The following is a 21,182-nucleotide window of genomic DNA, read 5'->3' as shown; positions in this document are numbered from 1 at the left end:
ATGGGTGCACAGCCGCAACTCATCGACGTGGCCGAACGCGAGGTGGTGCTCGCAGACTTCGTGCCGTTCTCGGCGCACGTCACCGACCACGTCATCCGTACGCGGGAAGGGGACTACCTGCGCGTCTGGAAGATCGCCGGCATCGCCTTCGAGGCGGCCGATCCGGGTGACATTCTCGTGCGTCACGAAGGATTCAACCAGCTCGTGCGCAGTCTGCCCGGTGGGCACGTCGGCCTTTGGTCTCACCGGCTCCGCCGGCGCGTGACTGACCACTTCGCCACACCATACGGCAACGCGTTCTGCCAGGAACTCGCCACGCGCTATTACGCGAGCTTTGCCGGCTATCGCATGATGGCCAATGAGCTGTATCTCACGCTCGTGTACCGGCCGCACCGCACGCGCCTCGGGCGTCTTTTCAGTCATGCAGCCCGACATACGCCAGACGATATCCGCAGGGATCAGCACGAAGCCCTGAAGGTGATGGCAGAGCTCGCGACCCAGGTGGAAGCCGGCCTGAAGCCATGGGATCCGGTGCCGCTTGGCGTCTACAGGAGGCCGGTCCGTCACGCGCAGCAATCCCTTCATCTGCAGCGACCCGTGCGGTTTTCGGCGGCGCTGGAGTTTCTGGGGTATCTCGTCAACGCCGTGTGGGAGCCGGTGCCCGTTCCGTCTGGCCGCATCGCCGAGGCGCTGCCGACGTCGCGGCTCTTCTTTCGCATCGAGAAGGTCGAGATCCGCATGCCGGGCGTGACTCGTTACGCGGCCCTGCTCGACCTGAAGGACTTCCCGGAGGAAACCGAGCCTGGGATGCTCGACGGCCTGCTCTACGGTGACTTCGAATATATCGAGACCCAGAGCTTCACGATACTCGACCGTCCCACGGCGAAGGAAGCGCTCGAGCGTCAGCGCAACCAGCTGATTGCAGGCGAGGACGTGGCGGTGTCGCAGGTCAGCGCGATGGATCAGGCGCTCGACGACCTGATCAACGGCGATTTCGTCCTGGGTGAATACCATTATTCGCTCGCCGTGCTCGGTGACCGGCCGGAGGAGGTCGCGCGACACGTGGCAAAGGCGCGCACGCAGCTCGCGGACGTGGGCTTCCAGACGGCACTCATCGATCTGGTGGCGGATGCCGCATGGTTTGCCCAACTGCCCGGCAACTGGCGCTACCGGCCCCGCGAGGCCAAGCTCACCTCACGCAACTTCTGCGGTCTCGCGAGCCTGCACAACTTCGCGACCGGCAAGCGCGACGGCAATCCGTGGGGTGAGGCGATCACGATCGTCAGGACGCCGAGCGGCCAGCCGCTGTACCTGAACTTTCACGCGACGCCGGAGAAGAAGGACTCGGCAGACGAGAAGGCACTCGCCAACACGCAGATCATCGGGCAGGCAGGTGCCGGCAAGACGGTGCTCGAGCTTTTCCTGCTCGCGATGGCGATGAAGTACGGCCTCACCGGAGTCGTTTATGACAAGGATCGGGGCACCGAGATCGCGGTGCGGGCGATGGGGGGCCGCTACACGGTGTTTCGACGGGGTGTCCCGACAGGACTCAATCCCTTCCAGCTCGACCCGGACGGGACGGTGCTCGACTTCTGGGAGCGGCTGCTCCGCCGTCTGGTTGATACGGGCGCGCTGCTGTCGGCGAAAGACGAACTCGACATCTCACGCGCTGTACGGGAAGTGGCGCGCATGGAGCGGCCGTTGCGGCGCCTGTCGATGGTCCGGCAGCTCCTGCCGGCCGTGGGCGAGAACAGCCTGCATGCCAGACTCACGAAGTGGTGCGCGGGCGGGCGGCTTGGCTGGGTGCTGGATAACCCGTCGGATCAGCTCGATTTCAGCCAGAACCATCTCTTCGGCTTCGACGATACCGAACTGCTCGACGATCCGGAGGTGTCGACGCCGGTCACGATGGTCCTGCTGCATCTGACCGAAAGTCTGATCGACGGGCGACGCTTCGTCTACGTGATGACGGAATTCTGGAAGCGTCTGGGGGACCCGGTCTTTACGGATTTCGCCCGGGACAAACAGAAGACGATCCGCAAGCAGAATGGTCTGGGTATCTTCGACACGCAGTCACCGGCCGATGTGCTGCGCAGCGACATTGCGCGCGCACTGGTTGAGCAGACCGCGACTTTCTTTTTCCTGCCGAATCCGCGCGCCGACCATGACGACTATGTGCACGGCTTCAAGCTGACCGAAGCCGAATTCAACATCGTCCAGTCGCTGGGTGAAAGCAGCCGACTGTTTCTCGTGAAGCAGGGCCATCGCTCGGCGATCGGCCGGCTGGATCTTGCCGGACTGGGTGATGTGCTCGACGTGCTTTCGGGAACCACGGACAACATCGAACTGCTCGACGGCATTCGCGCCGGAGTCGGCGATGATCCCGCGGTGTGGCTGCCGGTATTCCACGCGCAGCTGGCGCGACGCCGCGCGACGGAATCGGCTGCGCGCGGTGGTGCCGGGCACCCGACGCGAGGTGTGCGATGAGCGGCCTCTTCACAGCCGTGGGCGGCACGCTCGAGAACGGCATGTCGACGTATGTCACAAGCGTGTCCTCCGCGCTTTCCAGTGCGCTGGTGCCAGTCGTCACGACCGCCGTCACGATCTGGATCATTGCGTACGGGTTCGCCGTGGTGCGTGGTGAGGCCCATGAATCCGTTCCGGCGTTCGCGTGGCGCGGTTTGAAGGTGGCCATCATGCTGGCCTTTGCGCTTGGTTCTGGCATCTACCAGTCGCAGGTGGTCACCGCCGTCGAGGGCGCCACGACGGGTCTTGCCCAGACGATCCAGGACGCCGCTGCGAATGCGGGAGCCGGTAACGCCGGCTGCGGAACAGTGAGCGGAAGCAGCGTGACGGGCACGAGCGCATCCGCCATTTACCAGACCCTCGATTGCTACGACCGGCAGATCGGCATCGTGATGGACGCCTACTTCGACAGGGCGACACACGAAGGTATGAGCGTCAGCGGCTTTGTCGCGGGCCTCGGCGATATGGCGGGCGGGCTTGTGGTGGGCTTCGGTGGCGCGATTTTCCTGATCGTCCTGGCTTTCGAGGTCACGATGGCGAGGATGCTGCTTGACCTGGTACTGGGGTTCGGCCCGGCCTTCATTGCCTGTGGCGCATTCGGTCCGACGGCGCGCTTTTTCGAGGCGTGGACCGCGAAGGTCACGAACTATGCGCTGCTGCAGGTCCTTATCGCAGCATTTCTCGGCATGGCCCTCACGGCGTTCTCCGCTGACCTCGCGCCGTTCAACGTCACGACAGTCTCGCCAGATACAAACGCGTCGGCGCTCGCTGCGGCGGGTCAGGCGGCACTCACTGCCGTTGCACCCTGGGGTGCGGCGTTCGGTCTGTTCATCACATCACTCCTGCTGGCGACGATCGGCTGGCAGTTGCCGGCTGTTGCCTCGGGACTGGCCGGCGGCGCCACGCTGTCCGGATTTGGCGCCTTCGTCGCGGGATTTGCGTCGCGCGGTGCGGTCAGGGAGCTTGGCTCACTCGTGCAGCTGGGGCACGGCCCGCGTCGGCCGGGGGGGAAGATTTCGGATGGCGGCACGAAAAATTCGATACCCGCCTACCAGCGCGCCGCCCGGGAGCACCTGGGCGACCAGGATAACCCTGGAGGGTCATCGTGAAGATCTGGTCATTCGGATATATGGGATTCGAGCTCCTCACGGCGGTGGTGATGATTCTGACCGCACCGCCCGCTCACGCGCAGGGGATCCCGGTCTACGACGCGCAGAACGTTTTGCAGGCCATCGCGACCGTTGGGCAACTGAAGCAGGAGGTGCAGCAGGAGCTTCAGTTGTACCAGTCACTCAGTGGTACGCGTGGGTTTGGCGGACTGATGAGCAATCCGGTCCTGTCGAATTCGCTGCCCTCGAACTGGCAGTCCGTCTATGCGGCGATCCAGAACGGCGGCTATGCGGGCCTCACCGGCAGCGCGCAGGCCTTGCGCTCGGCGAGCGAGATCTACAACTGCGAGGACCAGAGCGGCATCGACCAGCAGGTCTGCCAGCGCGCACTGAACAAGCCGTTCCAGGACAAGGCATTTGGCACGCAGGCATATCAGACGGAGCTCCAGGAGCTCGACCAGATCCAGGCGCTGATGCAGCAGATCGATGTGACGCAGGACCAGAAGGGCGTCGCGGAACTGCAGGCACGCATCCAGACCGAGAGCACGGCAGTCGGCAACGAGATGACGAAGCTGCAGCTTTTCAGGATGCTGGCCGATACCGAAGACCGGCTCGTTGCCGAGCAGCAGCAGGAGCTCGTGCTCAAGCGCGCCGGGAATACCGCACGGCTGCAGGACCAGATGGTTCCCGCGACCTTTGGCAACTGAGTTCGGAAACTGGGGAGACACGCATGTTCCGTTCCGTTGTAGTGGGTACCATCATTCAGTTAGTTATATTAATTAATGGATGCTCGGGAAGCCCACCCAGACCTGTCCTGCCGGATGGTTCGTACCGTGTTCCGGTGAACCGCGTTGTGCCCGTTCCACCGTCGGATGGAGGCGGTCATGAGCAGTGACCGTGACTATCGTCGGGCGCTCGATTTCGAGGTGTCGGTCACCCTTCTGCAGGCGCGTTCGGAGCGTCGTGCGTGGCACGTGGCCGTAGCAGCCGGGGTGGTCGCAGTCCTGTGTGCGGTGGCGCTTGCCGTGATGGTTCCGTTCTACCGGGTGGTGCCGCTGCCGATCGAGGTCGACCGTCTGACCGGTGAGGCGCAGGTGATTGACGTGCTCGACGCAAAGCGGGTGCCTATGCGCGAGGTCGAGGACAAGCACTGGGTCGAGGTGTACGTGCGCTCGCGCGAGCGCTACAACTGGGGCCTGCTGCAGATGGACTATGACCGCGTGCTGGACATGAGCGATGACCGCGTCGCGCGCGACTACCGGGCGATTTACAGCGGACCGGACGCGCTGGACCGCAAGCTCGGTGCGAACACCCAGCGCCGCATCCGCATCCTCTCGACTACGCTCGTGCCGGATGAACCTGGGCACGCCGTCGTGCATATCGAACAGACGACGTGGAAGAACGGTATCGATAACGCGGAGCTGCCGCAACGCTTCGTTATCACGCTGGCCTTCACGTACCGGCCCGCCGTCTTCACGCGGGAGCGCACGGCGATCGAGAACCCGTTTGGCTTCAGGGTGACGGCATACAGCCGCGATTCCGAATACACGCCTGCGGCTGCCTCTCCGGCGCCACAGCCTGCCCCGGGAGGTGCGTCATGAAACCCGAAAATTTCGTGAGAGCCGTCGCACTGGTGATCGGGCTCGCAACGGTAAGCAGCGAAACACGCGCCTACGACGTCCCCGGCTGGTCGGGCGACTCGCGCGTGCGGCAGGTCGTGTACCGGCAGGACGAAGTGGTGCGCGTCATCGCGCAGCGCGGCTTCGCCACGCACATCGCGCTCGATCCCACCGAGCACATTCTCGTCGTGGCCCCCGGTGACCGGGATGGATGGCAGGTGGTCGCGAGCCGCGGTGACCACGACGTCTATCTCAAACCGCAGCTTGCCGCGCACGACACGAACCTCGAAATCCGCACAGACCGGCACAGCTACAGCTTCGACCTCGTGGTCCTGCCACTGAAAGCCCGCTTCGGTAACGGCGACGAGATGTATCGCATCACGTTTGTCTATCCCGACGCGCAGGCAGCGACGACAAAGGCTGCCGATGATGCCGCTCTTGTGCGTGTGCGCCTGGATCAGCCACCGGTGGTGCGCAATACGGCGTACTCGATGCAGGTGATGCCGCATTCGGAGGATATCGCTCCCACCGCAGCGTGGGATGACGGACGCTTTACCTATATCCGCATTCTCGATAACAGGCGTATCCCCGCGATCTTCCGCGTGGCCGACAACGACAGCGAGAGCGTCGTTGACCGGCACATGGAGGATGACGTCATCGTTGTGCATGAGGTGGCACGGCGGTTCGTGCTTCGTCTCGGTGACGAGGTGGTCGGCCTGTGGAACGACGCGTTCGACGTGGATGGCGTCTCGCCTGCGGATGGCACGACGGTGACGGGTGTGAAGCGGGTCCTGCGGAGCACTGGTCATGAATGACGCAACGCCACGCAATGTGATTGCACCCGGGGCTGCATCCGGGGTCGATACCGCAAAAGTCACGGACACCATAAACGGTGACCTTGCGAGTCAGCCCGCCGATCGCGGCATGCCGGAACTGGGGCAGCAGGGTGGCCGTCGCCGCGCCTGGTGGCTTGCTCCGCTGCTGGTCGTCATCGCCGTTATCGGCGGGGTGGCCTGGACGATTCACGGATTTCTCGAGCGGCACGATGCGGCCGAAAAGGCGAGACGCGACGCGGTGCAGGATCAACCGTCCCAGGGGCGCATTTTCGGCGATGCGCCCACCGCAGTGTCTTCGGCAGTGGCAAGCGGACCCGTGGCAGCAGCAGCGACCGCTTCAACACCGGTTGCAGTGGCGCCGCGCCAGGCTCGTGTGCGGACCGCACCCGTTCGCAGCTATTACGACGCGCCACTCCTCGCCGCCGGAAGCGCGGGCGCAGGCAACGGTGATGCCAATGGCGCGACAGACCTCGCTGCATCAACGCCGGGCGTCACTGTTTCACCCGTCAGCCTGTCCCGGGGCAGCAGTGCGCTCGGCCAGGCACTCACACCGACCGTGACGCCGACGGTACGCGCCGGCTTTCTCGGCAACCGCAGCCTGATCCTTGCCGAAGGCGCCAAGATTGATTGTGTCGGCGATGCCGCGTTCGATTCCACCCAGGCGGGAATCTCGACCTGCACGGTGACGAAGAACATCTATTCGGATGACGGTCACGTCGTGCTGATCGAACGCGGGTCACAGATCGACAGCGAATATCGCTCCAATCTGGCACCCGGCCAGAAGCGCGTGTTCATTCTGGCGGCGCGCATCAAGACGCCCGAAGGCGTGACGGTCGAAATCGATTCCCCGGCTGCGGATGCGCTCGGACGCATGGGCGTGGGCGGGTACGTGAACAATCACTGGGGCGAACGCATCGGTGCGGCCATGCTACTCGGCATGACGCAGGATGCGATCGGCTATCTCGCGACGCGCGGTGGCAACAGCAACGGCTCGGTGGTGTTCGAGAACACGCAGCAACAGGGCAATGACATGGCCTCGCGTGTGCTGGACAGCACGATCAACATCCCGCCCACGCTGTCGCAGAACCAGGGCGCGGAGTTCACGATTGTCGTTGCGCGGGACCTGGACTTCAGTCGGGTCTATGCCCTCGAACCGGAGGGCACGAGATGAATTCGCCGGTCCATGCCCCGGGCGAAGCCTCGGATGTCGCAGATGCCCCACTGCCGAGGCTGGCAGAGGATGCGTCGGTGCGCGAGCTGATGCGACCGTTCGCAGGGCTGCTCGATGATCCTGCTGTCACGGAACTCGTGATCAACCGGCCGCGACGCGTGCTGACGGAAACCCACCTCGGATGGCATGCGCACGACTGTCACGATCTCGATTTCGATCACCTGATGTCGTTCGCGGTCGCTGTCGCTACGCTCACGAACCAGGAAGTTTCGGCGCTGCATCCGGTGCTCTCCGCGCTGTTGCCGGGTGATGCGCGTATCCAGATCGTGATCCCGCCGGTGGTGCCTCCGCGTACCGTGTCGGTGACGATCCGCCGCCCGTCCTCGCGCGAGAAAACGCTCGGTGGGTACGAAAGCGGGGGGCTGTTCGCGCAGACAACGTGGCACCGGCCGGCCGGACTCGATGAGGCGATGCCTGCGTTGCGTCACCTCGATCGCGAGCTCGTGAGGTACCTCGACGCACGCGGTTTCCCGGCGTTCTTCGAGCTTGCGGTGCGCGACCGGCTGAACCTCGCAATCGTGGGCAGCACGGGTTCGGGCAAGACGAGTTTCATGAAGGCGCTGTGCCGGTACATCCCGGCTACCGAGCGCATCGTGACGATCGAGGATGTGCGTGAGCTCTTCATCCATCACATCGAGAACTGCGTTCACCTGATCTACAGCAAGGGCGACCACGGTCAGGCGCGGGTGACCCCTGCGGATCTGATCGCGAGCACGATGCGCATGCGGCCTGACCGCGTGCTGCTTGCCGAACTGCGTGGCAGCGAGGCCTACGATTTCCTGAAGCTGTTGACCACGGGCCACTCAGGTTCCATCACGAGCTATCACGCGTCGAGTGCGGCGGTTGCGATCGAACGGTTTGCCCTGATGGCGAAGGAACATCCGGAAGCGTCGAGCTGCGATGACGTCGCACTGCGCCGGTTGCTTTCCATGACGATCGATGTGGTCGCACATATGGAGGCCAACGCGCTTTTCGATGAGACGGGCGTGCAGACTGGCCGGCGCTGGTCGATGACGGAAGTCTGGTTCGATCCGCTGCGCCACCATCAGGCGGATTTCCGGTGAGAGGAGGACAGGCCATGGACATCGGAAAGCCAACCGCATCGGCGCAGTCAACCAGCGTGTATCACGCCGTGCGCGCGCTGGAGACACTCGCGATTGTGGTCGCTGCGGCCGGCGGTTTGGTCCTCGCCCTGTGGCTGGCATCGTTTTTTTTCGCCGCGAGCCACCATGTCAATCCGCTCCATGCCGGCTTTCATGCCTGGGCGGACGCGGCACTGGCCTGGTACGATGGGCGTTTGCCAAGAGAAGGGAGGCGGCTCGCCGGTGCTGCGCTGTTCGGCCTCGCGCTCGCGTTCGGTGCGCCAGCGCTTGGTGTGTACACGCTTCTGGATCGCTCCGGTCGTCGGCGTCTCTACGGCAGTGCGCGGTTCGCCAACGAGGCGGACATCCGCCGGGCAGGGCTGCTATGAGCACGGTAGCGATTCCGGATGCGAACGTCGGCCCGCCACTGGTCGTGGGTGTGTGGCGCGGCCGCTACCTGCGGTTCACGGGACAGCAGTTCGTACTGCTGGCGGCGCCGGCACGTTCGGGCAAGGGCGTGGGTATCGTGGTCCCCAACCTGCTGAGCTACCCGGACTCGGTCGTGGTGCTCGACATCAAGCAGGAGAACTTCAACGTCACGGCGGGCTTCCGGCGAGCGCATGGCCACGATGTCTACCTGTTCAATCCGTTCGCCGAGGACGGCTGCACACACCGGTATAACCCGTTGTCGGCGATCTCGGAGGGCGTATTCCGCGTCGGCGATATTCTCTCCATCGGATATGCGCTGTATCCGGTTGGCGGTCACGACGATTTCTGGAAGGACCAGGCGCGCAACCTCTTTCTCGGCATCGTACTGCTACTGTGCGAATGGCACGATGCGCGCCGGGCCGGCAACCCCGATGTGCCAGACTATCCGGTAACGATGGGCGAAGTGCTTCGGCAGTCCTCGGGCAACGGCATGCCCGTCAAGGGATGCCTGCAGCAGGCGATCGTGCAGAACCGGCGGCTGATCAGCGGGACGTGTGTCGACGCGCTGAACCGCTTTCTTGCGAACGATGACAAGGTCCTCGCGAGCATTCTCGCGACGTTCAACGCGCCGCTCACGATCTGGGCCAATCCGATCGTCGATGCTGCGACGAGCGCGAATGACTTCGACCTGCGCGACGTGCGCAGGCGCCGCATGTCGGTCTATGTCGGCATCACACCGGACCATCTCACCGAGGCCGCGCTGCTCGTCAATCTCGTATTCTCGCAGCTCGTCAACCTGAACACGCGGCAGTTGCCTCAGGACAATCCCGAGCTGAAGGTGCAGTGCCTGCTGCTGATGGACGAATTTACGTCGGTCGGCAAGATCCACATCATTGCCCGCGCGGTGGCCTACATGGCGGGATACAACCTGCGGCTGCTCTCGATCATGCAGTCGGTGTCGCAGCTTGAGTCCGTCTATGGGCGGGCGGATGCCAGGACCTTCGTCACTAATCACGCGATGCAGATCATCTATGCGCCGCGTGAGCAGAAGGATGCGAACGAATATTCGGAGATGCTCGGTACCTTCACGGACCGCTCGCGCAGTGTGAGCCGCTCCAACGCGATCTTCGGCGGCCGGGGCGGCTCGAGCGAGAGCTTCTCCGAACAGCGCCGGCCGCTGCTGCTGCCGCAGGAACTGAAGGAACTCGGGCGCGACAAGGAAATCATCCTCCTCGAAAACACGAAGCCGATCCTGGCCGAGCGCATCTGCTACTGGCGGGATCCTGTCTTTACCTCTCGTCTGGGGGCAGCGCCGGCCGTTCCCGCCATGGATCTCGTGCGTTTCATGGCTCAGGTTGAACGCCGCGTGAGGGATGTTCAGCCTGACGACGTGGATGAAGCCGGCGTGATGCGCCTTCCCCGGGAGTATCTGGAAGTGCTCCAGGCCTGGGATCCACGCGATCTGCCACACCATCTCAACGATGTGAGCGACGACGACGCGGCCGCCTATGTCGAGCGGCATTTCATGCTGCTCGGGGTGCCGGCTGCGCGTGTTGCCGTGGCGGCGCGGCGACTGTCGCCGTCCGATCTCGATGTCGCGGAACTGCGTCCCGTCGATGGCGTTCGAAAGCGCGGGTCTGCGTGCACCGCCGGCGCGCCTGGTACCCAGCGCGGACGAACTGCATCCCGCGACGGTGACGATTCGAACGTCGTGCCGCTTCACGGAGAGCGCCGATGAATACGCGGTATCTAAGCGAAGAGGAGCGTGCGCGTGCAGCGCTGGCCACGATTCCTGCCGAGGACTACACCACCTGGGTGGACATGGCGTTCGCGCTCAAGCAGGGATTCGGCGAGGCGGGCTTCGACATCTGGGACGAGTGGAGCCGCACCGCCCACAACTACAGTGAGCGCGCGGCGCGGGTGACGTGGCGCTCGGCCGGCGAGTCGGGCGGCAAGACACTCGCGACGCTTTTCTGGCTCGCGCAGCAGCACGGTTTCGATGTCAGGGCGTCGCGTGCCGCGATGGATCCTGCGGACAGGCCGCGCGTGTCGCCTCCGCATCCGCCTGTGGACCAGGCGCAGCTTGAGGCCCGGGGTGAAGCTCGTATGCGTGCGCGACAGGCGGCGGTTGCGCGGGAGGCGCTCGCAATCTGGAAGTGGGCACGACCCGTGGGACCCGGACATCCGTATCTCGAACGCAAGCAGGTCAGGGCGGTTTCCACGGTGCGCGAACTGGAAGCCGGGGAGCTGCATGCGTTGCTGGGCTATGCGCCGCGCAGCGCCGGGGAACTGCTCACCGGACGTGTGCTGGTCGTGCCTGTCCGTATCGGGGAAAGCCTTTCGACACTGGAACTGATCGATGCCGGTGGGCGCAAGTCCGCGCTGGCGGGCGGAGCGAAATCGGGCGGCTACTGGGTGGTTCAACCCGACCAGTTCCGCGAGAGTGCGCTCACACCCATCCTGATTGCCGAAGGGGTGGCGACGGCACTCGCAGCATGGCAGGCGACCGGCTGGTTCAGCGTCGCGGCGCTGTCGAGCGGCAATCTTCGGCCGGTGGCCGCGATGTGGCGCGGCCGTTACCCGGAGGCGGAGATCGCGGTGCTCGCTGATCTGGGTGCTGGATACGAGCATGCGAGGCAGGCCGCGCTCGCTACGTCGTCCCTGCTCGCGGAACCACGCTTTGCAGCGGAGGACCGCATTGACGGTGGAATCCCGACCGACTTTGACGACATGACGGTGCTGTCGGGATCTCGAGCCGTTGGTGAGACTTTACGGGAGTCGGTCTACGAGGCGACGAGGCGGAATGCCGTGGTTGCAGAAGTCGACGGAAAGACAGTGGCTGCAGACGGATCGGTCGATGCATTGAAGGAGGGTGAAATGGGTAACGTGAAAGAAAAGCTTGTAGGTGACGCAGACGCACCAGTCCGGCGCCGCACCTCGCGTCGGCCTGCCACGAATCCGGATGCGCCGGAGCCAGTGCCGCAGGAAGGTGCGGCGGCAGTACCGGCAGCCGGGCGGGCACAGGCTCAGCAGCCGGAACCGGATCGGGCCGGGGCTGACGCGCCGAAGCCCGAGCCACCGCCGGGGCGCGGTGCGGACACGCCGGCGCGCCGTCAGGTGGGCGAACCGTTGTACGGGCTCGACGAGGTACCGGGCGAGATCAAGGCGCTGGCCCAGCACCGTTTCGGCGCGCAGATCCGCATGGCGACACCCCGCGAGAATGGCGGTCCGTATCGTGGCGAGGTATTCAACACGGAGCACTACCTGATCCAGGAGGTGTCGACGCGCAGCGTGGTGTTCCATGCGAAGGCGAACATGGAGTTCGTCTCGGACCGGCTGCGATGGATGGACGCGAACCAGCGGCTCAATGGCGCTGAGGTCCAGGTCGGCTATGACGGCAGTCACGGAAAGATATATCCGTGGGACCGTGCGCGAGATCTGCTTGAGCGCACGGTTGCGTCGCTCAAGAAGTCGGCACGCGAGGTGGGTTTCGGCAGCGAGCTCGACGCGACACTCGACCAGTTGCAGGGCGCGTCATGGACGCGGGTGAGGGAAGCCCGGGCGGCTGCCCTCGCGCAGTCGAAGGAGCGCGCCGGCCTCGAGCAGGGCGAAGCGCCGCAACGCTGATCGCATGCGACGCTGCGTCAGCCAGCGACCACAGGGAGGCCCATGATGGATGAAAGCGCAACCCCTACTACCTCCGCCGGCACGCCTGCCGACGATCCGGTGATCAACGTAATCGAGCCGGCTTCGCCACCTCTGCCGGATCCGCAGGGTGGCGCCGCTGGCGCGGAACGCTTCGACCAGACGGCGGTCGACGCACTGGCCGCCCGCCGGCACCGCGAGTTCGACGCAATGCGGGCGCGGCTGCGCGATCACGCCATCCAGAGGGGCGCGCCGCAGCAGGCGGCGGCACAGCACCCCGCATCGCATCAGGCGACGTCCAGTGGCAGGGGCGAGGCAGCCGCCATGCGGTGGCTGCCGCTGGGCAATCCGCCGGAGACCGTGCGCAAGCGGTACCTGCAGGCGGGCAACCAGTATTTCCTGAAGGACGCACCGCATCAGCTCGCGTTTGAGGATATTGGCCCCTACCTGGTGACGGAACATAATCGCCCCGACATCGTCGAGTCGATGATCGATATGGTTCGCGCCAAGTCGTGGAGCTGTGTGCGGGTCTCGGGCCATGAGCAGTTCCGGCGGGAGGTGTGGGTCCAGGCAATGCTGCTGGGCATCGAGGTGACCGGGTACGAGCCGAAGGCCGCAGACCTCGCGCGCCTGGCTGAAGGCCTTCGCGGCCGGCTGACGAACCGCATCGATGCGATGGGAACGACTGCGGCAGCGCGGGATCCGGTAAACGTTACGAAGGCATCTGCGGCGGCGCCTCGCCCTGCGGAACCTCCGGCGGCGCAGCCAGCGAATCCCGGGGTTCCCCGGCAGGCCGGGATGGGGACGATGGCGCCTCTGTCGTCCACGCAGCCGCCCCGATCTGCTCCCGCCTCCGAACCGGCGCCGCGCGTTGCTGAATCTGGGAGCATGGAGCGGCAACGCTATGCCGGCGAACTGGTCGAGCACGGTAGCGCGCCCTATCAGCATAATCCCGCGCGTAGTGACTCCTATTACGTCGTCTACCGCGATGCGGCTGGTGCGGATAACGTTGTGTGGGGAGTGGATCTCGAAAGGGCCGTTGCGGAGTCTGGCGCGCTCGCCGGACAGCAGGTCACGCTCGAGAATCTTGGCCGGTGTCTTGTGAGTGTGATGGTGCCGGTTGTGGATGAGACGGGAAACGTGATTGGCGAAGAAGAGAAGGGCGTCTACCGCCATACCTGGCAGGTCGATGTGGTGAAGCAGGAGCGTACACATTCTCGCGCCGGGGCGGTCGGGAAAAAGGGTGAACCCAGGCGGGGCGAGGCTGCTCAGCCTGCAGCACCGGAACCGCCGCGCGCCGCACCCAGGCGCGGGCCTCCCCGCGCTTCCCCGGAGGCGCGCGCTGTGCAGATGGCGGTGCTGACTGCCGCGATGCGGCAGCATGGCTTCAGCGAGCGATCCATCGTGCGGGTGCAGCAGCATGCACAACGGCTGCTGGACGCCTTCGCGGCCGAGGGCGTCATCGTGCCGCCTCCGCGCGTGTTCGATCCGCAGGCGCCTTCTGCCCGTAACCGCCGCACCCGCACGGCCGCGGAGCGCGTTCCGGCCCGCGAGGTCGAGCGAGGTCGGGAAGAGCCCACGCCGCCGTCCCTGTAGGAGTGCACGCACGTGACACCGCGTATGCGACTGTGTGTGGATCTCGGACCGGTGAAGCCACGCTGGGAGGCGTGGTGCGGCCTTCATGGCGTCTCGGCGGCCGATGGCGTTCGGCAGCTGGTCCACGACGCGCTGAGCGATAAGCCGCCAGACGGGATGGCTGGGTATGAGCGACACGATCTCGTGGTCAACGGGCATCGTGAACGCATCGAAATCCGCCTTACGCTGGAGGAGCTCGAAGGGGCCAGACAGCGTGCGTTGGCGGGTGGGCTGAATGTCAATCGCTGGGTGGTTGCCGTGATCCGCGCGCAGCTCGTGCATGAGCCGCAGCTGGGTGAGCGCGAGATGCGGCTGCTTGCGGACTCGAACCAGCGACTGGCTACCATCGTGATGCTGCTGGGACGGTTGCACGCGCACGGTGATGCGCATGACGCGGCGAGCGTGCTCGGGGGAACCCGTGCCGTAATTGATGCGCACCTGCGCGCAGTCACGCAGGTACTGCGCGCCAATCTCGATCGCTGGAGCCGATAGCATGTCGTTCCCGAAGACCTGGGTCGACCAGATGCTGCTGAACTGGGGCGACCGGCTTTTTCACGATCCGCTACGGCACGTGCGCGCACCACGCATGTCGCGCGGCGAACCCGGGCGGGATGTGCGCCGCATGCGCGAGCAACTTGCCCGCACGCTCAGGCGTACGCCGGAGGTGATGGTCAAGATCACGAACAGGGCGTCGGGTGCGCACGGCATGGGCGCACTGCGTCGTCATCTGCGCTACATCTCGCGCAACGGCAAGGTGGAACTGGAGGACCAGGACGGGATGACCGTACTCGGCCGTGAAGCACTGCACGATCTCACGGACGCGTGGCGCCTCGGTGGCTGGGGTATTCCGGAAGAAAGTCGCAGGCGGGAGGTGTTCAACGTGCTGCTCTCGATGCCGGCCGGCACAGACCGTCAGGCAGTGCGCGACGCGGCCCGCGCCTTTGCGGCGGAAGAATTCGGCGACGGCAGACGGTATGTCTTCGCCGAGCACGATGACGAAGCACATCCTCACGTGCATCTGAGTGTGCAGGTACGTGGGCCGGACGGCAAGCGTCTCAATCCACGTAAGCGGGATCTGCTTCGCTGGCGCGAACGGTTTGCACACCAGTTGCGTGAGCATGGAGTCGAGGCCAATGCGACTGCACGACTGGCACGCGGTGAGACGCGCCGCTATCCGAAACAGGCCGTCGCGCATATGGTTGCGCGTGGTGAAGCACCGCATTACTGGTGGCCGGAACTTGACTACGCTGCGCGCGTTGCCTTGTGGAGCGCGCACGCCGGTGTGCTTGAAGCGTGGCGGGGCGTAGCACATGCAATGGCTGGCTCAGCGAGCGAGGATGATCGCAGCCTGGCGGTGGCGGTTTCAGATTTCGTGCAGACGATGCCGGTGCAGCACGGCAGCTCATCGATGGAGCATAACGCGCGACACGAACAGCAACAGCATCGCAAACCGGCTCACGCGCATGGAGTGCGTTACTCGGATCGTCGTGAGGGGCCGCGGGAGCTGTTTCCGGACGATCCGTATACCGGGGTGGAACGCTGAGCCGAGGAGATGCCATAGCAATGCCGGTCATTCCGTGGATAGGTGGCAAACGGCGGCTTGTGGACGATTCCACGCTTTCCTCGCCATACCTGTTATGTTGAGGTGTTTGCGGGCGCGGCGGCACTGTTCTTCATGCGGCCGCCTGCCGAGGTGGAGGTGCTGAATGACGCGAGCGATGAGCTGGTGAATCCGTATCGCCCGAAAAACTGGACTGGCAGGCATGCATGACGCGCTACGACCGGCCCCACACGTTTTTGTCGGGTAACAGCGACACATTACTGTGCCGCTGCCCATTAAGAACCGTACGTGCCAGTTTCCCGGCATACGGCTCAAGCCTTTAAGGCCCCCGTTGGGGAGCTAATGCCGTTCAGTTATTTGAACGAGATCGACTGGATGTTCGACGCGATCCGCCGCAAGACGGCACAGGGACCTTACGAGGCAGTGAACTATCACCGGTTTGCCGACGACATTGTCATCACCGTCAGCGGTCACCACACGAAACGAGGCTGGGCGGAACGCGCCCTGCTGCGTCTGCGGGAACAACTCGGGCCACTTGGCGTCGAGTTGAACACGGAGAAAACCACGGTGGTGGACACGCCGCACGGCGACGCCTTTGGGTTCCTGGGGTTCGACCTGCGTCGCGTTCGCAAACGTAAGGGGACCGGCTATTTCATCCTGACGACCCCCAAGAAAAAGGCCCGCCAATCCACCAAGGCGAAGATTCGCGACATCATCCGGCACGGAGGCTCGACTCCGGCTGTGAAGCTGGTCGCGAAACTCAACGCTGCGGTGGCAGGTTGGGTCAACTACTTTTGGGTCGGCAATGCCAGTCGCGCCTTCGGTGAGGTGCGCGATCATCTGGAGATGAAGGTTCGAACTCTTCTGACGCGGCGTAAGCGACGCAAGAAGTCGAGCGTCGGGTGGCGGCGATGGAGTAACGAGTACCTCTATGGCGTCCTAGGCCTGTACTGGGACTGGAAAACGCGTCCGCTCTCGGGCGTGGGGGAGTTCGCGTAAAAGTGGCTGTCGCACTGACAGGACCCATAACCCTTGCGATGAATCCCACTGGGTGAGCTGCTTGAGGGAAAACCTCACGATCAGTTCTTATGGGGAGGGGCTGGAAACGGGCCAGGTTCGTCACGTACCGCGCCAGTTCCTTACCCGCCAAACCAGTTACGGGGAGCTGGGTTCGGAGTTGACCTTGCGCAGTCGCACCGTCGAAGGGGGGTATCAGGAGATCTGGGGCGCGTTGATCGCCTACAACCTGATCCGCCGTGAGATCGCCAGCGCCGCATGGGAAGCGAAACTCGCGCCGACCGATATCAGTTTCGTGCGAGCGCTGCATACCATCCAGCACGAAATGATGTGGGCTGCCCTCACGCCGGCCTACGCAAAATTGCCCGCATGCCTTCAGCGTCTGCGGGACCGGCTCAAGTCTCTTCCCAATGAAAAACGACCCGGCCGTGCATGCGACCGGGTCGTCAAATCCCGCCCCAAACGTTACACCGTTCGATACCTCAACAAGGACATTAACTGAACGGCATTACCGTTGGAGAGCCGGTTTCACAACTGAGAGACGGGTATCGCGTGTCGTGTGGTGGCAATCCGGATGGAGCATCGCCAGATTGCCGATGATATCGGCGCCGCCGTCGATTGTCCTGTGGATGTGGTCCAGCCACACCCACTAGACTTGGTAATCAACTGGCGACACACCGGGCACGTCCGGCCCTGATCCAGCCAAAGCCGAATCAATTGACTTCGACCTTTAAGTGAGTCCAGCATCGCGTAGCAAAGCCGTACCTCAAGATACTGTTCCCAATGGGGATCGAATGGATTGACCGTAGCATCGATTGGACGTGACGCCGGATTGTGACGAGAGAAATTTCATAGAGCGTCAGGAGTTCAGGTTTTCCTGTGCTGAGGACTTTGCCCGCTTTCACCCCGAAGACCCAATGCCGGTGACCCTGTGTCCGGAAATATTTCTTGCGGATCCAGCCTGCATTCTTCTTGGGATGTCGACGAACAGCCCAGCGCCACAAGGTCTGCCGTATCTTATGATTGACTTTGCGGAAGATGTGCTTGGCGACGACGTGCCGATGATAGTTCGCTTGCCCGTAAACGATCGGATTGAGCCAGCGGATCAGCTTGTCTTGGCGCAGCGTTTTGTTGCTTTTCACGATTTCCCGGAACTTGTGCAAGAACGCTTTTATGTTTTTCTTCGACGGCTTGATCAAAAGCTCACCTCGTCATACTCGTGGATATTCATTCCGAAAATCGAAACCGTCATTGATATGCGTGATCCGTGCTTTTTCCCGCGAAAGCGACAGGCCGCGTTCCGCGAGGAATTCTTCGACAAGCGGCCCGTTGATGGGCACGAGATCACACACGCGGTAGATTGCCATCTCACGACGTCCCCGCTTGCGTACGCAAAGAGCACACGCGGAACCTATACCACCAGGGACGCTCCGAAGCACTTCCCAGAGCGGCCCTCCGTAGTAGAGCCTGACGGTATTTCCGGCGTTCAACTTCACAATTACCTCAAGTGGTCCGGACAGGCACGACTCACACGTCATGCGGATAGCCCGTTCACGACCTCCACACTGACCACACCACCATCACGAGCATCAATGCAGCGAGGCCAATGTTTACGATCCGGCTCAATACAGGATTCGTAAAAAAATGACGCAGGTTACTTCCGGTCGCAAGCCAGAGAAAATCGAAGACCACAATCACGACCATGCAGATTGCGGCTTTGATTAACGCGTCCCACTGGTCTGAAATACCTAGAGCAAATCCACCGAAAAGCGCCGCAAACACGGCGTATGCCTTGACATTTGTAATGCCAAGAATGAAGCCTGATGGAAAACCGGGCGACGCAACTTCCTGCTCGGGATCTGACAACGGTGGTGCCGAGGCGATCTTTACCGCGAGGTACAGTATGTATGCTATCGACACAGCAAATAGAACTGACGAGACGACAGGAACCGCACGGAGTGCCACAAACACCCCACCTGCGACGAGTGCGATGGCGGGGATCAGACCCACCACGATTCCGAAATAGAAGTTCAAAGAACGTCGGAGCCCAAACGACGCTCCACTCGCGGCGAGCGCGACCGTAGCAGGGCCTGGGCTTGCAAGCAGAGCGATGGAAGCCAGTGAAAAGGAAAGGACCGGCTTCAGGTCCGTGGCGGCCATCAACAACATATCACCTCGACATATCCAGATAATCTGTGCATGACACATCAACAGGGCGGTAGCCCGTGCTCGTGGCAGTAGTAGATCGTGTCAAACCGACCCACGAAATCTGTGATCTCCGGCGCGATCACTGTTGCCTCGCCGTCCTGCAGCACTTTTGCAATCTGTTCGGCTATCCAGTCCATATCGGCTACGCCCATTCCACGACGGGTGACTTCCACCGTGCCCAGCCTGATTCCGGTCTCAACCTCTCCCGTCTCAATGGAGTCCCACGGCAAGGGCATTTCGTTACAGATGATGTTCGCGGCCTCAAGTCGGCGTACGACCTCGCGGCCGCTTCCGGCGGGTCTGGAATCGACAACGATCTGGTGCGTCTGCGTATAGCCGCGCTCTGCATAGAGAACGTTGATACCCCTGTTGTGAAGAAATCCAGCCAGCGCCTGCGCATTCGCGACGACCTGACGCATGTAGACCGGCCCGTACTCGAGCATCTCCGATGCCGCTACAGCAAGTGCAGCTACGCGATTGATCTGGTGGCTACCCGTAAGAACGGGGAAAATCGTTTCAGCAATCGTGTCAGCGAGGCGGTCGGTGTTCCAGCAGATAATGCCACCCTGCGGCCCACTAAACGTCTTGCCCGACGACCCCGTCATGACATCCGCACCCTCGCCGAGTGGATCCTGGAACAGCCCGGCCGAGATCAGGCCGAGTTGGTGCGCTCCGTCGAAATACACGAGTCCGCCCCATTCAGATACGATGGCCTTGATTTCCCGGATCGGCAGCGGAAACAGCGTGAGTGTCATCCCGAGCCCGGTTACCGCGGGCCGTTCCTTGCGCGCGATCGTAGCGAACTGGTCGAGGTCGATGCTCCCGTCCTTCGCCGAATAAGGAATGTCGATCACTCTTGTCCCGCGCACGCCCGGTGGACCGTTGCTCCGATTACTGGTGTCTCCGCCCATCCGGAGCGGCGCGGTCATCACCGTATCTCCGGGCTGAGTCAATGAGGCATAGGCGACAAGCGTGGCCGCCATGCCGCCCATCAGCCTGTGGTCGGCGTAGCGCACGCGAAACGACCTCTTGAGAAGTTCGACGCACAGGGACTCCAGTTCGTCGATGAACTGCATACCGGCGAAAAACCGGTTGTCTCGGCCGATATGTCCACCGGATGCGCGGATTCCGACCTCGCTGGACAAAAGGGCCCTTGCTGCAAGACTCGTCGGCGACTCTGCCGCTACAAGATTCAGGCATTGCTGCCATCGCCATTGCGCGTTCCGGTTCACTGCCGCCCTGACCAGCTCGGCGGCGTTGGCATACGAGTCCGCAACCTCAAGCAGACTGGCCGCCTCGGCCAGGCATGATGTATCGTGCACGTCGGATCTCCGGCTCTCTCACCAGGTAACGTAACGGGTCAAGCCGTTTGGCGTGCAGCTTCGACGTCGGCGTTTTCCCACCACCGGTCATTGCCGGCCAGTCCTCGACCGGCGGTATGCTCATCGGACCACGTCATGTTCAGGATGATGCGGGTCGCATCTTCGGTGAGTGGAACTGTACGGTGCAGGGTCGTGTCCGTCCTCAGCAGGTAGACGTCCCCTGACTCGAATCCATACGTTGAAATGGGGTTCTCGCACAGGATTTCGTTGATCCGGGCGTTCGCCTTATCCCAGTATGTATGTGGGACGCATTGGAGCATGCCCCCCTTCGCCATTATCGGCGTTTCGATAATCCAGATCAGGGCGAAACTGTAGTCGCCCCAATGCCATCCATGCGTGTCTCCCTTTCGCTCCTGTTTCGTGATCAGGTATTCCTCGTCCTTTGACACAGAAGGCACGATTTTCACATCGGCTATGCGAGAGAGTGCGTCCAGGAGCACGGTCGACCTGGATAGCTCCACGATCAGCTGGCTCTCCTGTGCAACGAACTCGCTCCTGACCACGCTCATGTGGCGTGGACTGTTGTCCGTTGTTGCCAGATACAGGTCTCGCCGCTCCAGTTGTGCGCTGATCAGACGGAATACCTCCCGTCTCACGGCATCGCGAAGCTCGTCGGTAACGACTTCCCTGATTTTCAGGAACCCATTTCTTGAAAACGAATTTCGCAACTTCTGGATGCCGGGTTCCTGCACGACATGGTCAAGGTGACTCTTGAGTTTCGATTCATCAAATGAGATGGCCATTGCAGATCCTTTCACGTTCGCGAAGCATCGAATCCTGGGGGAACTCGTGTGCCCGTCTTTATCGTTTGGGCGAGGAGATGATATCTGGCGAGACCGGGACCGCTCCATAGCGTTTGTAAAGTGATATATTGAAAAGCCGTTCATTATGTAAGGCCTGTC

Annotated in this window: 20 protein-coding genes and 2 pseudogenes; 16 read left to right on the top strand and 6 right to left on the bottom strand. The window is 63.0% G+C overall.

What is annotated here, in order from left to right; translation table 11 throughout:
- From BHE01S_RS12495 to BHE01S_RS12425, 16 genes and pseudogenes are all read left to right on the top strand, one after another.
- The gene (locus tag BHE01S_RS12495; protein ID WP_042264302.1) at window positions 1-2,487 is read left to right on the top strand and encodes a VirB4 family type IV secretion/conjugal transfer ATPase; all 2,487 of its coding nucleotides are present in this window, start codon (window positions 1-3) and stop codon (window positions 2,485-2,487) included.
- Complete coding sequence (locus BHE01S_RS12490; RefSeq protein ID WP_042264298.1) at window positions 2,484-3,635, top strand: type IV secretion system protein; 1,152 nt, start codon at window positions 2,484-2,486, stop codon at window positions 3,633-3,635. The genes BHE01S_RS12495 and BHE01S_RS12490 overlap by 4 nt, the downstream gene beginning before the upstream one ends.
- A 20-nt stretch (window positions 3,636-3,655) precedes the next feature.
- Entirely contained in the window at window positions 3,656-4,342 is a 687-nt protein-coding gene (gene virB5, locus BHE01S_RS12485; protein ID WP_084068792.1) for a P-type DNA transfer protein VirB5, read from the top strand.
- Between the two features lie 177 nt (window positions 4,343-4,519).
- On the top strand, window positions 4,520-5,236 hold the full coding sequence (locus BHE01S_RS12480; RefSeq protein ID WP_042264565.1) for a virB8 family protein: 717 nt from the start codon (window positions 4,520-4,522) through the stop codon (window positions 5,234-5,236).
- Window positions 5,233-6,069, top strand: a complete 837-nt coding sequence (locus tag BHE01S_RS12475) for a TrbG/VirB9 family P-type conjugative transfer protein (protein ID WP_042264294.1) — start codon at window positions 5,233-5,235, stop codon at window positions 6,067-6,069. Before BHE01S_RS12480 ends, BHE01S_RS12475 begins: the two co-directional genes overlap by 4 nt.
- Window positions 6,062-7,261 (top strand): type IV secretion system protein VirB10, encoded by a 1,200-nt coding sequence (virB10, locus tag BHE01S_RS12470; RefSeq protein ID WP_042264292.1) that lies wholly within the window; start codon window positions 6,062-6,064, stop codon window positions 7,259-7,261. Before BHE01S_RS12475 ends, virB10 begins: the two co-directional genes overlap by 8 nt.
- Complete coding sequence (gene virB11 / locus BHE01S_RS12465) at window positions 7,258-8,385, top strand: P-type DNA transfer ATPase VirB11 (RefSeq protein ID WP_042264290.1); 1,128 nt, start codon at window positions 7,258-7,260, stop codon at window positions 8,383-8,385. Before virB10 ends, virB11 begins: the two co-directional genes overlap by 4 nt.
- A gap of 14 nt (window positions 8,386-8,399) precedes the next feature.
- Window positions 8,400-8,792 (top strand): hypothetical protein, encoded by a 393-nt coding sequence (locus tag BHE01S_RS12460; RefSeq protein WP_042264288.1) that lies wholly within the window; start codon window positions 8,400-8,402, stop codon window positions 8,790-8,792.
- The gene (locus tag BHE01S_RS12455; RefSeq protein ID WP_042264286.1) at window positions 8,789-10,570 is read left to right on the top strand and encodes a type IV secretory system conjugative DNA transfer family protein; all 1,782 of its coding nucleotides are present in this window, start codon (window positions 8,789-8,791) and stop codon (window positions 10,568-10,570) included. The genes BHE01S_RS12460 and BHE01S_RS12455 overlap by 4 nt, the downstream gene beginning before the upstream one ends.
- Window positions 10,567-12,459 (top strand): PriCT-2 domain-containing protein, encoded by a 1,893-nt coding sequence (locus BHE01S_RS12450; protein WP_042264284.1) that lies wholly within the window; start codon window positions 10,567-10,569, stop codon window positions 12,457-12,459. The genes BHE01S_RS12455 and BHE01S_RS12450 overlap by 4 nt, the downstream gene beginning before the upstream one ends.
- A 42-nt stretch (window positions 12,460-12,501) precedes the next feature.
- The gene (locus tag BHE01S_RS12445) at window positions 12,502-14,073 is read left to right on the top strand and encodes an LPD7 domain-containing protein (RefSeq protein WP_042264282.1); all 1,572 of its coding nucleotides are present in this window, start codon (window positions 12,502-12,504) and stop codon (window positions 14,071-14,073) included.
- 12 nt (window positions 14,074-14,085) lie between these two features.
- On the top strand, window positions 14,086-14,604 hold the full coding sequence (locus tag BHE01S_RS12440; protein ID WP_157025334.1) for a plasmid stabilization protein: 519 nt from the start codon (window positions 14,086-14,088) through the stop codon (window positions 14,602-14,604).
- A gap of 1 nt (window position 14,605) precedes the next feature.
- Complete coding sequence (locus BHE01S_RS12435) at window positions 14,606-15,655, top strand: relaxase/mobilization nuclease domain-containing protein (RefSeq protein WP_042264278.1); 1,050 nt, start codon at window positions 14,606-14,608, stop codon at window positions 15,653-15,655.
- Between the two features lie 14 nt (window positions 15,656-15,669).
- Window positions 15,670-15,853, top strand: a pseudogene (locus BHE01S_RS38755) (DNA adenine methylase); the annotation flags it as partial.
- Window positions 15,854-16,015: 162 nt separating this feature from the next.
- A complete protein-coding gene (locus tag BHE01S_RS12430) occupies window positions 16,016-16,672 on the top strand; it encodes a group II intron maturase-specific domain-containing protein (RefSeq protein ID WP_042264276.1) in 657 nt (218 codons plus the stop codon).
- Between the two features lie 148 nt (window positions 16,673-16,820).
- A pseudogene (locus BHE01S_RS12425) lies at window positions 16,821-17,192 on the top strand (IS4 family transposase); the annotation flags it as partial.
- A 6-nt stretch (window positions 17,193-17,198) separates the two neighbouring features.
- On the opposite strand, the gene BHE01S_RS39825 reads toward BHE01S_RS12425, so the two are convergent.
- The 6 genes from BHE01S_RS39825 to BHE01S_RS12405 form a co-directional block, all read right to left on the bottom strand.
- Window positions 17,199-17,336, bottom strand: coding sequence for an HNH endonuclease (locus BHE01S_RS39825; RefSeq protein ID WP_084068788.1), 138 nt, complete (start codon window positions 17,334-17,336; stop codon window positions 17,199-17,201).
- 67 nt (window positions 17,337-17,403) lie between these two features.
- Complete coding sequence (locus tag BHE01S_RS36000) at window positions 17,404-17,889, bottom strand: group II intron maturase-specific domain-containing protein (RefSeq protein ID WP_052405868.1); 486 nt, start codon at window positions 17,887-17,889, stop codon at window positions 17,404-17,406.
- A 12-nt stretch (window positions 17,890-17,901) separates the two neighbouring features.
- Complete coding sequence (locus BHE01S_RS37745) at window positions 17,902-18,057, bottom strand: hypothetical protein (RefSeq protein WP_157025332.1); 156 nt, start codon at window positions 18,055-18,057, stop codon at window positions 17,902-17,904.
- A 184-nt stretch (window positions 18,058-18,241) separates the two neighbouring features.
- Complete coding sequence (locus tag BHE01S_RS12415; RefSeq protein ID WP_084068786.1) at window positions 18,242-18,859, bottom strand: LysE family translocator; 618 nt, start codon at window positions 18,857-18,859, stop codon at window positions 18,242-18,244.
- A 38-nt stretch (window positions 18,860-18,897) separates the two neighbouring features.
- The gene (locus tag BHE01S_RS12410) at window positions 18,898-20,220 is read right to left on the bottom strand and encodes a serine hydroxymethyltransferase (RefSeq protein ID WP_042264272.1); all 1,323 of its coding nucleotides are present in this window, start codon (window positions 20,218-20,220) and stop codon (window positions 18,898-18,900) included.
- Between the two features lie 38 nt (window positions 20,221-20,258).
- Window positions 20,259-21,023 (bottom strand): HalD/BesD family halogenase, encoded by a 765-nt coding sequence (locus BHE01S_RS12405; protein WP_084068784.1) that lies wholly within the window; start codon window positions 21,021-21,023, stop codon window positions 20,259-20,261.
- Window positions 21,024-21,182 lie beyond the last annotated feature (159 nt).

This window comes from Paraburkholderia heleia NBRC 101817 (genome assembly GCF_000739775.1).
In the GTDB taxonomy this organism is placed as follows: domain Bacteria; phylum Pseudomonadota; class Gammaproteobacteria; order Burkholderiales; family Burkholderiaceae; genus Paraburkholderia; species Paraburkholderia heleia.
This window is presented reverse-complemented; position numbering and strand designations above follow the sequence as displayed.

Bases quoted from the DNA above. Each gene is read 5' to 3' on its own strand.
- BHE01S_RS12495 (WP_042264302.1), top strand. From the start codon at position 1: ATGGGTGCACAGCCGCAACTCATCGACGTGGCCGAACGCGAGGTGGTG.
- BHE01S_RS12490 (WP_042264298.1), top strand. From the start codon at position 2,484: ATGAGCGGCCTCTTCACAGCCGTGGGCGGCACGCTCGAGAACGGCATG.
- virB5 (WP_084068792.1), top strand. From the start codon at position 3,656: ATGGGATTCGAGCTCCTCACGGCGGTGGTGATGATTCTGACCGCACCG.
- BHE01S_RS12480 (WP_042264565.1), top strand. From the start codon at position 4,520: ATGAGCAGTGACCGTGACTATCGTCGGGCGCTCGATTTCGAGGTGTCG.
- BHE01S_RS12475 (WP_042264294.1), top strand. From the start codon at position 5,233: ATGAAACCCGAAAATTTCGTGAGAGCCGTCGCACTGGTGATCGGGCTC.
- virB10 (WP_042264292.1), top strand. From the start codon at position 6,062: ATGAATGACGCAACGCCACGCAATGTGATTGCACCCGGGGCTGCATCC.
- virB11 (WP_042264290.1), top strand. From the start codon at position 7,258: ATGAATTCGCCGGTCCATGCCCCGGGCGAAGCCTCGGATGTCGCAGAT.
- BHE01S_RS12460 (WP_042264288.1), top strand. From the start codon at position 8,400: ATGGACATCGGAAAGCCAACCGCATCGGCGCAGTCAACCAGCGTGTAT.
- BHE01S_RS12455 (WP_042264286.1), top strand. From the start codon at position 8,789: ATGAGCACGGTAGCGATTCCGGATGCGAACGTCGGCCCGCCACTGGTC.
- BHE01S_RS12450 (WP_042264284.1), top strand. From the start codon at position 10,567: ATGAATACGCGGTATCTAAGCGAAGAGGAGCGTGCGCGTGCAGCGCTG.
- BHE01S_RS12445 (WP_042264282.1), top strand. From the start codon at position 12,502: ATGATGGATGAAAGCGCAACCCCTACTACCTCCGCCGGCACGCCTGCC.
- BHE01S_RS12435 (WP_042264278.1), top strand. From the start codon at position 14,606: ATGTCGTTCCCGAAGACCTGGGTCGACCAGATGCTGCTGAACTGGGGC.
- BHE01S_RS12430 (WP_042264276.1), top strand. From the start codon at position 16,016: ATGCCGTTCAGTTATTTGAACGAGATCGACTGGATGTTCGACGCGATC.
- BHE01S_RS37745 (WP_157025332.1), bottom strand. From the start codon at position 18,057: ATGGCAATCTACCGCGTGTGTGATCTCGTGCCCATCAACGGGCCGCTT.
- BHE01S_RS12415 (WP_084068786.1), bottom strand. From the start codon at position 18,859: ATGTTGTTGATGGCCGCCACGGACCTGAAGCCGGTCCTTTCCTTTTCA.
- BHE01S_RS12405 (WP_084068784.1), bottom strand. From the start codon at position 21,023: ATGGCCATCTCATTTGATGAATCGAAACTCAAGAGTCACCTTGACCAT.